12 protein-coding genes and 1 tRNA gene are annotated in these 12364 nt (G+C 70.5%); 10 read left to right on the top strand and 3 right to left on the bottom strand.

The genetic code is table 11. The features are described from left to right. Positions 1–52 precede the first annotated feature (52 nt). The 8 genes from AOQ37_RS01085 to AOQ37_RS01055 all read left to right on the top strand — a co-directional run bounded on the left by AOQ37_RS01085 (position 53) and on the right by AOQ37_RS01055 (position 8735). Positions 53–1597 (top strand): hypothetical protein, encoded by a 1545-nt coding sequence (locus AOQ37_RS01085; protein WP_062640223.1) that lies wholly within the window; start codon positions 53–55, stop codon positions 1595–1597. A 2-nt stretch (positions 1598–1599) separates the two neighbouring features. After that, on the top strand, positions 1600–3711 hold the full coding sequence (locus AOQ37_RS01080) for a hypothetical protein (protein WP_062640221.1): 2112 nt from the start codon (positions 1600–1602) through the stop codon (positions 3709–3711). A 234-nt stretch (positions 3712–3945) separates the two neighbouring features. Continuing rightward, the gene (locus AOQ37_RS01075) at positions 3946–4257 is read left to right on the top strand and encodes a hypothetical protein (RefSeq protein ID WP_062640219.1); all 312 of its coding nucleotides are present in this window, start codon (positions 3946–3948) and stop codon (positions 4255–4257) included. An 89-nt stretch (positions 4258–4346) separates the two neighbouring features. Next, positions 4347–5276 (top strand): bifunctional DNA primase/polymerase, encoded by a 930-nt coding sequence (locus tag AOQ37_RS01070; protein ID WP_062640216.1) that lies wholly within the window; start codon positions 4347–4349, stop codon positions 5274–5276. Beyond that, entirely contained in the window at positions 5273–5704 is a 432-nt protein-coding gene (locus AOQ37_RS38230) for a hypothetical protein (RefSeq protein ID WP_078889926.1), read from the top strand. The genes AOQ37_RS01070 and AOQ37_RS38230 overlap by 4 nt, the downstream gene beginning before the upstream one ends. After that, positions 5701–6948 (top strand): DUF3631 domain-containing protein, encoded by a 1248-nt coding sequence (locus AOQ37_RS01065; protein ID WP_062640214.1) that lies wholly within the window; start codon positions 5701–5703, stop codon positions 6946–6948. The genes AOQ37_RS38230 and AOQ37_RS01065 overlap by 4 nt, the downstream gene beginning before the upstream one ends. A 157-nt stretch (positions 6949–7105) precedes the next feature. Beyond that, positions 7106–7294 carry a helix-turn-helix transcriptional regulator gene (locus AOQ37_RS01060; RefSeq protein WP_062640212.1) on the top strand — a complete coding sequence of 63 codons (189 nt, stop codon included), beginning with the start codon at positions 7106–7108 and terminating at the stop codon, positions 7292–7294. Positions 7295–7355: 61 nt separating this feature from the next. Next, entirely contained in the window at positions 7356–8735 is a 1380-nt protein-coding gene (locus tag AOQ37_RS01055; RefSeq protein WP_062640211.1) for a tyrosine-type recombinase/integrase, read from the top strand. A 174-nt stretch (positions 8736–8909) separates the two neighbouring features. Here AOQ37_RS01055 and AOQ37_RS01050 read toward each other — a convergent pair. Further along, positions 8910–8991, bottom strand: a tRNA-Tyr gene (locus AOQ37_RS01050). A 224-nt stretch (positions 8992–9215) separates the two neighbouring features. Here AOQ37_RS01050 and AOQ37_RS01045 point away from each other — a divergent pair. Next, positions 9216–9704, top strand: coding sequence for a YajQ family cyclic di-GMP-binding protein (locus AOQ37_RS01045; RefSeq protein ID WP_062640209.1), 489 nt, complete (start codon positions 9216–9218; stop codon positions 9702–9704). Positions 9705–9772: 68 nt separating this feature from the next. Here the strand turns inward: AOQ37_RS01045 and AOQ37_RS01040 are convergent, their stop codons facing one another. Beyond that, entirely contained in the window at positions 9773–10039 is a 267-nt protein-coding gene (locus AOQ37_RS01040) for a GlsB/YeaQ/YmgE family stress response membrane protein (protein WP_062640207.1), read from the bottom strand. A gap of 278 nt (positions 10040–10317) precedes the next feature. Here AOQ37_RS01040 and AOQ37_RS01035 point away from each other — a divergent pair, with 278 nt between their 5' ends. Beyond that, a complete protein-coding gene (locus AOQ37_RS01035; protein WP_062640205.1) occupies positions 10318–11571 on the top strand; it encodes an APC family permease in 1254 nt (417 codons plus the stop codon). A 161-nt stretch (positions 11572–11732) separates the two neighbouring features. Here AOQ37_RS01035 and AOQ37_RS01030 read toward each other — a convergent pair whose 3' ends face one another. Further along, positions 11733–12305, bottom strand: a complete 573-nt coding sequence (locus AOQ37_RS01030) for an SMI1/KNR4 family protein (RefSeq protein ID WP_062640203.1) — start codon at positions 12303–12305, stop codon at positions 11733–11735. Positions 12306–12364: the final 59 nt, after the last annotated feature.

The raw sequence follows: 12364 nt of genomic DNA, 5'->3' as shown, positions 1-12364 counted from the left end.
ACTTTCCAGGGCTTCCGGTCGGGCCCTACTCCCCTTAAGGAGTGCCCACAGCATGACGGAACTCAGCACTGAGCCGGTAGTAGTCCCGGCCGCACCGCCCCCGCCGCCCAACACCCCGCCCGTGGCCAAGGCCACAGCGGTGAAGGAGGTGGACCACACGCCCGGCGGGTGGCCCATCGTCCCGCTCGCCCTGTCCGGCGCGAACAGCACCGTCGGCGCGGTCGCCGCCGCCTCGCTGGCCGGTGGGCCGATCGCCGCGGCCGTCGCCGCGACCGGCATGGTTGTCCTCGGTACGGTCGCCGCGTCCCGCTCCCGCAAGGCGAGCCCGCGCCGTGAGGCCCGCCGGTCCGCGGCGCGCGCTGCCGGTCGTTCCGCCGCACGCTCCGCGGGTCTGCGCAGCGCCGGAACGGGCGCCCGTGGTGGCTCGGGAAGCCGTTCGGCAGGCTCGCGCGCTGGTGGTGGCGGTGGCCGGTCGGGCAAGGTGCCCGGCCAGCACCGCCGCAACACCGCCGCGAAGACTCCCAGCAAGACCGGTCACAGCCTGTCCAAGCACGCGCCGACCGCGGCGGGCAAAGCCGCGGTTCGGGCCGGGCAGGTCAAGACGCTGCGGGCCGCACAGAAGGCCGCGGCTGGCTCGCGCGGCGGGCAGCGGGCGCAGACCACGAACGCCCGGCGCGCGGTCGCCGATGCACGCCGCAACGCCAAGACCGCGGCCGGGACCGCCCGGGCGGCCAAGCGTCCGGGTCTGGCGGGCCGGCTGACGGGTGGCGCGGTCCGCAAGGCGCGCGCGGCCCGGGATGCGGCCATCGCCAAGCAGCGCAACCAGCGCGACGCCAAGACCGGCGCCACGGTCGCGGCGCAGCGGGCGCAGGTCCGTAAGGCCCCGGCCCGTAAGGCGGCGCGCAAGGCGCTGCGCAGGTCCGCGGCCCGCTTCCAGGGCCGTCGCCTGCTGGCCGCGCTGCTGGCGCTGCCGGTCGGGCTGCTCGGCATGCTCACCACGCCAATCGGACGCAGGTTCGATATCCCGTGGCTGATGCACCCCGGTCGCCGCCTGTACGAGGCAATCGTCCGCACCGCCACCGAGCAGCGCGCGGCCCGGGATGAAGCCACCCGCAAGACCCTGCGCGAGCAGGAGGCCGCCGCCGATGCGGAGGCTGCACAGGACGGCACGAACGGCCTGGGCGAGCAGGTGGAGCGCCCGGCCGCCGACATTCCCACCCCCAGCACATCCGCGGTGAGTGAAGGAGAGCACGTGTCCGGTTTCCGGTTCGAAGAGGTCGCCTCCGAGATGGAGCAGGCCGCCAACCAGTACGACCCCGAGAACGCCATGGAGATCCTCGCCATGGTCGAGAGCCTGCCCGCCGCGCTCACGTCGGTGGCGAACGTGATGAAGATCCTCGCGGAGCGCTCCGACTCTGAGTTCCCGCTGGAGAAGGAAGTCGCGGACGGCTTCAACGACATCTTCGGCGCCCTGATGAGCGCCGTCGCGGTCGCCGAAGACATGGGGCCGCTGTTCCGGCAGGCGCACGAGCAGGACATCGCCCGTCACGAGGACCCCCGCAACGGCCCCGAGGCTGAGAAGGGCTGGAACGTCTAACCATGAGCAGCACCGCCACCGCAAAGAAGCAGCACGTCAGCAGTGGTCCGGTGCTGGACTGGGCGGCCGGTCACGGACCCGTGACCGGCGCCCTGTCCGCCACCACCGGAGCCTTCGCCCTGGCCACCACCGGCGCCGCCACCGCCATGCCCCCCGGCTGGGTCCTCGCGGCAGGCGCCGCGGGCGCCCTCGGGCACACCGTCGCCGGCCTGCGGATCCGCAACGCCGGCCGCACCCTCGCCACCCGCGCCGCCAGCTGGCTCGTCGGAGCCGGCTGGACCACCTGGGCCATGACCACCGGCCCCCTCACCTGGGCCGCCCTCGGATCCCTCGCCACCATCGGCGTAGGGATCGGCGCCGCCGCCCGCTCCAGCGCCCTCTACGAAGAGGCGCGCGAGGAGGAGGCCATCGCAGCAGAGCAGCGGGCCGTTGCGCTGGAGTTGTCCGCGGAGCGGCGGGCGATCGCTGAGGCGTGGGTGGAACGGATCCAGCGGATCTGTGGCATCTCCGTGCGCGTCCTCGCGGTGGAGATGTGGCCCACCGGTACCGGTTACTCGCTGGATCTGGAGCCGCAGGGCGGGATCACCTGGGACCGCATCGCGGGATACTCCGTGCCCCTGTCCGGGGATGCCAAGCTGCCGCACGGCTGCACCGCCGCCGCCTCGCCCGGCATCCATCAGGGCCGCACGATCCTGGACGTGACCACGGTCAACGTCCTCAAGGAAGCCCTGGACTACCCCGACGACTACAGCCGTCTGTCAGTCCTCACCGGTCTGCCGTGGGGGGTGCGCACGAACGGGGAGGCCGTCTCCGCCTACCTGCGCGAGCAGTGCGCGCTGGTCGTGGGGCCGACGGGGTCGGGCAAGACGAACATGCTGCACGGCATCCTCGCGAGTTTCGCCCGCGCCGATGACCTGCTGACATTCGTGATCGACCTCAACGCCGGATCAGCCGGCCTGCCCTGGGTCCTGCCCGCCCTCAAGGGCGAACTGAAGACCGAAGACGACAAGCCCGTCCGTCCCGGAGTCGACTGGCTCGCCGGCACGTATGAGGAAGCGCTGGTCATGCTGGATGCGGTGCTGGCCATCGGGCTGCACCGCAAGAAGGCCTACCAGGACCTGCTATCGAAGGCGAACACCGACCTCCTGCCGATCAGCGCGAAGATCCCGCAGATCATGCTGGTCGTCGACGAGGGAGCCGAGATCCTGGTCAGCACCGACCGACAGATGAAGGAACTCGCGAAGAAGATCCTGGAAGTCATCCGGATGCTGCGCGCCATGGGCATCCGCACCGTCCTCACCGCCCTCGGCGCCACCGGGTCGGTGCTGGGAAACCTGATGATCCGCCGCGAAGGCAAGGTCCGCGTCGCCCTCACCGGCGGTGAGACCGAGGGCATGGACCTGGGGAAGATGTTCCCCGGCCGCCGCGGTCTGCGGGTGGAGCAGGCCCCGTACAAGGGGGCCGGGTTCATGGGCACCCCCGAGTCGCCGGCCGCGCTGTTCAAGGCATGGCGGATCCTCCCGAACCAGATCCGGGACATCACCGTCGCCACCTCCGACCGGCACCCCCGCCTCGACGACGTATCTGCGAAGGCTGCCGGGCCGGCATACGCCCGTCGGTGGGATGCCGACCGCACTGCATGGATGCTCGACCTCACCCCCACGGACGACGGCCCGAGCGAGGCAGGTCCGGCCGGGCAGGGTGGGCTGAACCTGTCTGCCCTGCGCGCTGCGGACGGTGGGCAGGGCTCGCCCGAGGATGAGATGCTGCGCCGCTTCCGGCAGGAGATCGACGCGCAATTTGGCACCGCACCAGACCCGCAGACCAGCGGGCAGGGTGCCGGGCCGGACCAGCCGGCCGGGCTGAACCTGTCGGCGCTGCGGGGCGAGCAGGACAGCCCCGCACAACGCGCCGCGCTCACCGCGCTGCTCGCCGCGGGACCGGAGGGGACTGGCGCATCGGCGATCGCCCGTGCGCTCACAGACGCGTACGGCACGACGCGTCAGACGGTCGTGGGGTGGCTGAAAACGTGGATGCAGGACGGCACCTGCGTGCGCGTCGGGGAGGGCACCAAAGCCCGCTACGTCCACCGCTCCCACGCGTCCGACGACTGATCGCTTGTCGCTTGTCGCCCCCGCCCCGCCGCATGTCGCTTTCCTGGGTCTGGAGCCCTAAAACCGGCTTGTGACCTGGGAGGCGACAAGCGACAAGACAAGCGACAAGACAAGCAAGACGACAAGCCGCACGACAAGAGAGACGACAAGCCACGCGACAAGCACGCCCACCCACCGCACGGGCCCGCGCCACCTTCCGGCGCGGGCCCGCGGCACACCCTGAGGGAGCCTGAAATGAGCCAGCACACCCCGCCCGGGCAGATCGCCCCGCACATCCCCGCGGACGTCTTCCAGCGTGCCCAGGCGACCGGGCAGCCGGTCGTGTTCGTCGTCAACGACCGGCCCGCGGCGGGTGCCGAGTGGCGGCGGTTACTGCTGCCGTTCGCGATCGCCGGCGCGACCGTCGCCGGCGGCTGGGGACTGGTCGCCGCCCTCTGCTTCCTGCTCGACGCGGCCGCTCACACGTTCACCGTCATCGCGGGCGCCGCCGGACCCGTCGGCGTCGGTGGTATCACCCTCAAGCTCGCCCGCGGCAAGAGCCACTAGCTACGCCAAGGGCGGCCCCCGCATCTCGCCAAAGAACGGGGCCGCCCTTGCCAACCAGCATCCATCTACGGAACTGGAGACAACCCAGCATGACGCAACCGACCATCATCCGGCGAGAGCGCGGCTTACAGCCGCTCGATCTGCTCGCCTGGGCCACGCAGGCTGCACAACGAGGCTGGCACGTCATCCCGCTACGCCCCGAAGACAAGCGCCCGGCCGGCCACGCGGAGCAGTACTGCCCCACCACCGGCCGGTGCGTCGACGGGCACAAGACACCCGAGCAGCGCGCGACCACCGACGTGAAACTGATCGTCGCCGCGTGGGAGCAGGCGCCGTACAACGTCGGTGTCGCCACCGGCCCCTCCGGGCTGCTGGTCATCGACCTGGACACACTCAAGCCCACAGACCCGAAAGGAACGCCTGACGGCGCGACTTCTTTTGCAGCGCTCTGCGAGCGCGCCGGACAGCACGTGCCCGACACCTACCGGGTGCGGACCGCGCGCGGCGGTGAGCATCTGTACTTCACCCAACCCCCCGGAGTCCGGCTGCACTCCACGGCTGGACGGCTGGCGAAGAAGATCGACACCCGGGGGTGGGGCGGGTACGTCGTCGCCCCGGGCAGCACCACCCCGGACGGCACGTACACGGTTCTGGACGACCGCGAGCCTGTCCCGCTGCCGGAATGGCTCCGCGAGGCTCTGACGGCCGCTCCCGCGCCTGTAGCGGCGCCGCTGAAGCTGCCTGTGGTGGCGGGCAGTCTCGCAGCGCAGGCCGCGCTGGAAGCCGAATGCGCCGCGGTGGCCGCGGCTGCCGACGGCACCCGGAACACCGTGCTCAACCGCAGCGCCTTCAAGGTGGGCCGGTTCGTCGCGTGGGGCGACCTTCCGCGCCACGTGGTAGAGGAGGCCTTCCAGGCGGCGGGGGAGTCGGCCGGTCTCGCCGCTGCCGAGTGCCGCACCACGATCCGCAGCGCACTGGACGGCTCCATCCGCACCGCCCGCCCGCGGGAAGCCGCATGACCGCGGCCAACTCCCCCCACCTGGAAGGCCTACCCCGACCAGCAGACAGCCCGCGCCCCGCCCGACCGGCCGGACCCCAGGCGGCTGTAGGCGAACCAAGGGTCGCCGCCCGCAAGGGCGTCCCTTCTGCCCTTCGTTCTGAGAAGTTCCGCAGCGACGAGGCTCGCCACAGGACCCCCGACCCGACCCCGGAGCGGCCCGGTATCCGCATCTACGCCCCGCCGGTCTACCGGGATCACTGGGACGGCGCCCGCTGGTCCAAGCGCCCCGGTGACACCCCCAATGCCGCCTACGCCTGCGCCTGCGGGCAGACCGGCACCGCCACCGGCGCGCCGAAGGTGGCCGCGCTCGCGGCCGAATACGCCGACCACAAAGCCGTCTGCGCGGGGACACCCGCGACCGTGCCTGAAAGGAGGGCCGCCGCATGACTGAGATCATCGACGGGGCCGCGCTGCTGGACGAGGTGGAAGCCTTCCACCGTCGCTTCAACGTCTTCCCCACCGAGCATGCCTACGTTGCCGTGGCTCTGTGGGATGCCCACGCGCACCTGATGGATGCCCTCGACGGCACCGCCCGCATCGCGTTCCTCAGTCCCGAACCGGGTTCCGGGAAGTCGCGGGCGCTGGAGATCATCGAGACGCTCACGCCGCGCGCGGCGACGACCGTCAATGCCTCCGCGAACGCCCTGTTCCGGCTCGTTTCCGCAGACGAGGGCACGCCCACGCTCCTGTTCGACGAGATCGACACCGTCTTCGGTCCCAAGGCTGGCGGGAACGAGGAAGTTCGCGGGTTCCTGAACTCCGGTTACCGGCGCGGTGCCAAGTCCCTGCGCTGCGTAGGGGACGGATCCGACCAGAAGGCAGGCTTCTTCCCGTCGTTCTGCGCGGTCGCCATGGCCGGACTCGGCACGCTTCCGGACACGATCCTGACCAGGTCGGTCATCATCCGCATGCGGAAGAAAGCGCCCAACGAGAAGTGTGAGCCCTACCGGCGCCGCGTTCATGAGAAGCAGGGGCACGTCCTGCGGGACCGGCTCGCGGACTGGACTGCCACCCTGCACGACCAGGTCGCGGAGGCGTGGCCGGAGATGCCGGAGGGTGTCACGGACCGGCCGGCGGACGTGTGGGAACCGCTGCTCGCGGTCGCGGACGCGGCCGGCGGGCACTGGCCGGCCCGGGCCCGCGCGGCATGCGTCGAACTCATCAAGTCAGCGAGCAGCAACGACGAAGCCTCCCTCGGCGTCCGGTTGTTGACCGATCTGCGCGACAAGGTGTTCTGCGGCGTGGACAAGATGCCCACCGCGGCCATCCTCGAAGTCCTTCTCTCCCTCGATGACGCCCCGTGGGCCGATATGAGCGAGGACGGACAGGCCATCAAGCCGCTTACCGCCCGCCGGCTGTCCAAGCTGCTGAGCCAGTACGTGCGCCCCGACAACACCCCGATCAAGCCCAAGGGGATCCGGGTCGGCAGCACCACCCCCAAGGGCTACTACGCCGAAGACCTCACCGACGCGTGGAACCGCTACTGCCGCCCCGACCCCCAGAAATCCGCAACATCCGCAACAGCCGCAACACCGCAGGTCAACGGGGGTGAATCTGTGGCGGCAGACCCTTCCGAGACCCGCCACATGTTCGCGGAATCCGACACACGCCCCCTCCGCAGCGTCGGCTGACACCACCCAACCGGATAGGTGCCGTCGCACCCGCGTGCGGCGGGACCTATCCGCAACAGAAACGGCATCCGCCACAGATTCAAGCCGCTGACCAGCAATGTTGCGGCGTGGCGGATGTTGCGGATCCCCCAGACGGCCCACACGAGGAGTCGCAACGATGGCTCGCCCCCAGATGCTCAAACTCCCCGAAGTCCTCAAAGAGATCGACATGAGCCGCGCCGCCTTCTACCGCATGCGCGCCCGAGGCAAGGCGCCCAAGCTCATCAAGCTTCCCAACGGGCAGATCCGATGCCGCCGCACCGATCTGGACGCGTGGTGGTCATCCATGGAAGACGCAGCCGCCTGACCATCGTCCGCACACACGAGACACGAGGGGCCCGCTTCCGGCGGGCCCCTCTGGAGTTCCTATGGCTCTGACCTATGACGTTCGCCTTTACTCCATCGAAGTTCGCAAGGATCGCCCGAAGCCCTACCGTCTGCGCTGGCTGGTCGGGGAGCGCAAGCACTCCAAGAGTTACACGCTCAAGGTTCAGGCCGAGGGCCGCCGTTCGGAATTCATGTCTGCCGTGCGACGCGGCGACCAGTTCGATGAGGAGACGGGCCTGCCCGTCTCCGAACTGCGCGCCAAGCAAGGCTCCATCACGTGGTACGAGCACAGCCGCGCATACGTCGACCGCAAGTGGTCGCTGGCTCCCGCGAAGTCACGGAAGAACTACGCCGATGCACTGGCAACCATCACGCCCGCACTCGTGAAGACCAAGACAGGAATGCCCGATATCGCACTCATGCGGCGCGCGCTGTACGGATGGGCGTACAACCGGAACCGCTGGAACGAGACGCCGCCGGACGATGTGGCCCGCGCTCTTGCCTGGATCCGCAAGCACTCCATGCCGGTCTCCGCGCTGGAGGACCCGGCGGCCGTACGCCTAGCCTTGGACGCACTGTCCCTACGGCTGGACGGGAAGGAGGCAGCGCCGCGCACCGCGAAGCGCAAGCGGGCCTGCCTGAGTGACGTTCTCGGGCTTGCCGTGGAAGAGCAGTACTTCACCATGCCGGTCAACCCGATCACGGCCGTGAAGTGGACCGCCCCGAAGTCGGTGGAAGCGGTCGACCCCGAGAGCGTTGCCAACCCCCGCCAGGTCCGTGCACTGCTGGCAGGAGTACGCGAGCAGGGCCCGCGTGGGCGGCACCTGGAAGCGTTCTTCGGATGCCTGTACTACGCGGCCATGCGTCCGGCTGAGGCCGCCGGACTGCGCGTGAGTCAGTGCAAGCTCCCGGAGACGGGATGGGGGATGCTCACCCTGCGGCAAGGAGTCGTCCGGGCCGGCCGGAGCTGGACCGATGATGGGACGGCCCACGAAACGCGCCACCTCAAGGCCCGCGCCAAGAAAGACTCCCGTCCGGTGCCGATCCCGCCACACTTCGTCCGTCTGCTGCGTCAGCACGTCGCCACCCACGGCACAGCGCCCGACGGCCGACTCTTCCGGACGAACCGTGACGGCCTGCTGCAAGAGACCGGCTATGGAGAGGTGTGGGCGAAGGCACGGAAAGACGTGCTCAACGAGGCGGAAACGGCCTCACTCCTGGCCCGTCGGCCTTACGACCTTCGGCACGCCGGCGTCTCGTTCTGGCTCAGCTCCGGGGTGGACGCGATGGAGTGTGCCCGGCGTGCCGGCCACAGCATCGCTGTACTGCACAAGGTGTACGCCAAGGTGCTCGACCAGACACGGGAGCACGCGAACAGCCGAATCGACGCGGCCCTTCGGGAGTGGAACGAGCCAGAGTGATCAAGCTCTCCCCCGGGGGACACCTGGGGGACACAGGCTGATCGAAAGTGGGAAACGGGCGGTACGAGGTGAGACACGTCCACACGTCGTCCACGGTCAATCGAACAGCGCCCGGAACGAAGAAACCCCCTCCGACCTGCCGTTAAGGCTGGTCGGAGGGGGTTTCCCTCAGCGTGGCGGCGCCAGGATTCGAACCTGGGAAGGCTGAGCCGGCAGATTTACAGTCTGCTCCCTTTGGCCGCTCGGGCACACCGCCGGGTTTGCCGCCTGTTCGAACCGCTTTTCGGCGGTGCTCCCTGGCAACGACGTAAACGATACCCGATGCCCAGGGGTGCTTCGCCACCTGATTCCTCGCCGCCCGGAGGGAGCGGGGTGACTAGGCTTGTGCGGATGCGGCCCGGGACCACGCCGGGCTCGGCGGTCGCCCCACCTACGCCGATACGCACCCGACACGCACCCCGATACAAGGAGCCACAGGACATGGCCGACTCCAGTTTCGACATCGTCTCGAAGGTCGAGCGGCAGGAGGTCGACAACGCCCTCAACCAGGCCGCCAAGGAGATCTCACAGCGCTACGACTTCAAGGGCGTCGGTGCCTCGATCTCGTGGTCCGGTGACAAGATCCTGATGGAGGCGAACTCCGAGGACCGGGTGAACGCCGTCCTCGACGTCTTCCAGTCCAAGCTGATCAAGCGCGGGATCTCGCTCAAGGCGCTGGACGCGGGCGAGCCCCAGCTCTCCGGCAAGGAGTACAAGCTCTTCGCGGAGATCAAGGAAGGCATCTCCCAGGACAACGCGAAGAAGGTCGCGAAGCTCATCCGCGACGAGGGCCCCAAGGGCGTGAAGGCCCAGGTGCAGGGCGAGGAACTCCGTGTCAGCTCCAAGAGCCGCGACGACCTCCAGACCGTCATCAGCCTGCTCAAGGGCCAGGACTTCGACTTCGCCCTTCAGTTCGTGAACTACCGGTAGCCGGCCGCGCGCGGGGGTGGGCGCCCGTCGGACGCCCACCCTCCTTGCCGGGCCCGCGGCGAAGACCCTCAGTCGCGCGAGTTGCCGAACAGCAGGCGGTACACGATGAGCAGCACCAGCGAACCGCCGATCGCGGCGGCCCAGGTCGCGCCGTCGTAGAAGTCCTTGGTGATGGGATGGTCCAGCCAGCGGGCCGATATCCAGCCGCCGATGAACGCGCCCGCGACACCGATGAGGGTCGTGCCGATGAAGCCGCCCGGGTCGCGCCCCGGCAGCAGGACCTTGGCGATGACTCCGGCCAACAACCCCAGGATGATCAAGCTGATGATGCTCATGCCCTGAACCTGCCCTTCCGCGCTGTGCCCGCACTGTCCGGGCGCTGTGATGTCGCTCGCTCGCGCACCCCGGACGGGCTGTGCTCGTCGCGCCGCGCCCCGCGCCCCGCGCCCCGCGTCCTTCGGCCGGTGCTCTACCACCGGCGTCATTCCGCCGGTGTCGTTCGGCCTGTGTCGTTCGGCCTGTGTCCTGATGTCGCACGCGGGTTCGGGTCGTGTTGATGAGCACGACGCCAGGACGTCGCCCCGTGGTTCCGCAGATCAGTAGGGTGCGGCCCATGACACAGCCCGGATCGCGCGCCGAACTGCGACGGACACTGGGCCTCGGCGACGCGGTGGTCATCGGGCTCGGCTCGATGATCGGTGCCGGAGTCTTCGTGGCACTCGCCCCCGCCGCACAGGCCGCGGGTTCCGGACTGCTCCTCGGTCTCGCGCTCGCCGCGCTGGTCGCGTACTGCAACGCCATGTCGTCGGCGCGGCTCGCCGCCCTGTATCCGGCCTCGGGCGGCACGTACGTGTACGGGCGTGAGCGGCTCGGCGCCTTCTGGGGTTATCTGGCGGGCTGGTCGTTCGTGGTCGGGAAAACGGCCTCCTGTGCGGCGATGGCTCTGACGGTCGGTGCGTACGTGTGGCCGGCGCACACGCACGCGGTGGCGGTCGCCGCCGTGGTGGCGCTCACCGCGGTGAACTACGGCGGCATCCAGAAGTCGGCCTGGCTGACGCGGGCGATCGTGGCGGTGGTCCTGGCGGTCCTCGCTTCCGTGCTGGTCGTGTGTCTGGGGTCCGACGCGTCCGACGACGGGCGGCTGGACATCGGGGTCTCCGGGGGTGTCGGCGGGGTGCTGACGGCCGCCGGGCTGCTGTTCTTCGCCTTCGCCGGGTACGCCCGTATCGCGACCCTGGGTGAGGAGGTGCGTGACCCGGCACGCACCATTCCCCGCGCGATCCCCCTGGCCCTGGGGATCGCCCTGGTCGTCTACGCCGGTGTGGCGGTCGCCGTCCTTTCCGTGCTGGGACCGGGTGATCTCGGGCGGGCCGCGGCGCCGTTGGCGGACGCGGTGAGGGCGGCTGGGGTGCCCGGGCTGGTGCCTGTCGTACGCGTCGGGGCCGCCGTGGCGGCGCTGGGCTCGCTCCTCGCCCTCATCCTGGGCGTCTCGCGCACGACACTGGCCATGGCCCGGGACCGGTATCTGCCCGGCGCCCTGGCCGCCGTGCATCCGCGCTTCCAGGTGCCGCACCGGGCCGAGCTCGCCGTGGGCGCGGTGGTCGCCGTCCTGGCCGCCACGGTGGACGTCCGGGGCGCGATCGGGTTCTCCTCCTTCGGTGTGCTGACGTACTACGCGGTGGCCAACGCATCGGCCTGGACGCTCGATCCGGCGCCGGTGCGGCGGGCGCTGCCGGCGGTGGGGCTCCTGGGCTGTGTGGTGCTCGCGTTCGCGCTGCCGGGGACCTCGGTGGCCGTGGGTGCGGGGGTGCTGGCCGTGGGCGTGCTGGCGTACGCGGTACGGCGGCGCCGGGCGGGCACGCGCTAGCCCCTCCGGTGGCGGCGACCGACGGCGGCGGGCGCGAGCCGTGGCAGCCGGTGCATGCCCGGGCGACGGTGCCTGCACGGGCGGCTGGTGCATGCCAGGCTGCGAGTGCCTGCCCGGGCGGTGGGTGCCTGCCCGGGCGGCCGGTGCGTGACGGCGGGCCGCTACGGCGCCGTCGTAGCGGGCGCCGCCGTGCGTATGCGGAACTCGGTCCAGGGGGTCGATTCCAGGTCGTCGCCCGGCGTGTCGTACCAGCCCCTGCCGTCGAGCCAGGCGTGCAGCCAGGCGGTGAGGCTGGGGGCGTCGACGAACCAGGCGTGATCGGGGTCGCCGGGATTCGGCTCGAAGAGCAATACCGTCGCCTGCGGGGAGTGGCAGTCCACGCACGCGTACATCGCGCAGCCCCAGTGGGATATCGGCAGGACGCCCTCGGGCCAGGGCCAGTCGGGATCCTCGCGGCCGCTCGCGCGGTTGGCGAGGTACTGGGTGACCGCGGAGGGCTCACCGGCCGGAGAGTTGTCGAGCAGGGGCAACAGGCCGTACTCCGGGCCGAATCCGCCGTCCCCTATACGCAGGTAGAGGTCGGCGAGCAGCGGCGGCAGACGGAAGCCGAGGACGGCCTCGGCACGGGCCAGGGTGGCCGCGTCCACGGGATCGGGGAGCGAGGGCCAACCCCAGGGGCGGGTGGTGGCCGCCTTGGCCGCCACTCTTTCCCACAACTGCTCGTTCTCGGTCATGTGTTCATGATGCAGGCCGCCACTGACAGCCGGGCCGGCCTGTGGACAACCCGCGGCTT

Source organism: Streptomyces maremycinicus, assembly GCF_001184025.1.
GTDB classification, from domain to species: domain Bacteria; phylum Actinomycetota; class Actinomycetes; order Streptomycetales; family Streptomycetaceae; genus Streptomyces; species Streptomyces maremycinicus.
The sequence above is the reverse complement of the archived record's forward strand: the minus strand, read 5'-3'. Positions and strand labels throughout refer to the sequence as shown.

Bases quoted from the DNA above. Each gene is read 5' to 3' on its own strand.
- AOQ37_RS01070 (WP_062640216.1), top strand. From the start codon at position 4,347: ATGACGCAACCGACCATCATCCGGCGAGAGCGCGGCTTACAGCCGCTC.
- AOQ37_RS01045 (WP_062640209.1), top strand. From the start codon at position 9,216: ATGGCCGACTCCAGTTTCGACATCGTCTCGAAGGTCGAGCGGCAGGAG.
- AOQ37_RS01055 (WP_062640211.1), top strand. From the start codon at position 7,356: ATGGCTCTGACCTATGACGTTCGCCTTTACTCCATCGAAGTTCGCAAG.
- AOQ37_RS01060 (WP_062640212.1), top strand. From the start codon at position 7,106: ATGGCTCGCCCCCAGATGCTCAAACTCCCCGAAGTCCTCAAAGAGATC.
- AOQ37_RS01080 (WP_062640221.1), top strand. From the start codon at position 1,600: ATGAGCAGCACCGCCACCGCAAAGAAGCAGCACGTCAGCAGTGGTCCG.
- AOQ37_RS01030 (WP_062640203.1), bottom strand. From the start codon at position 12,305: ATGACCGAGAACGAGCAGTTGTGGGAAAGAGTGGCGGCCAAGGCGGCC.
- AOQ37_RS01075 (WP_062640219.1), top strand. From the start codon at position 3,946: ATGAGCCAGCACACCCCGCCCGGGCAGATCGCCCCGCACATCCCCGCG.
- AOQ37_RS01035 (WP_062640205.1), top strand. From the start codon at position 10,318: ATGACACAGCCCGGATCGCGCGCCGAACTGCGACGGACACTGGGCCTC.
- AOQ37_RS01085 (WP_062640223.1), top strand. From the start codon at position 53: ATGACGGAACTCAGCACTGAGCCGGTAGTAGTCCCGGCCGCACCGCCC.
- AOQ37_RS01040 (WP_062640207.1), bottom strand. From the start codon at position 10,039: ATGAGCATCATCAGCTTGATCATCCTGGGGTTGTTGGCCGGAGTCATC.
- AOQ37_RS38230 (WP_078889926.1), top strand. From the start codon at position 5,273: ATGACCGCGGCCAACTCCCCCCACCTGGAAGGCCTACCCCGACCAGCA.
- AOQ37_RS01065 (WP_062640214.1), top strand. From the start codon at position 5,701: ATGACTGAGATCATCGACGGGGCCGCGCTGCTGGACGAGGTGGAAGCC.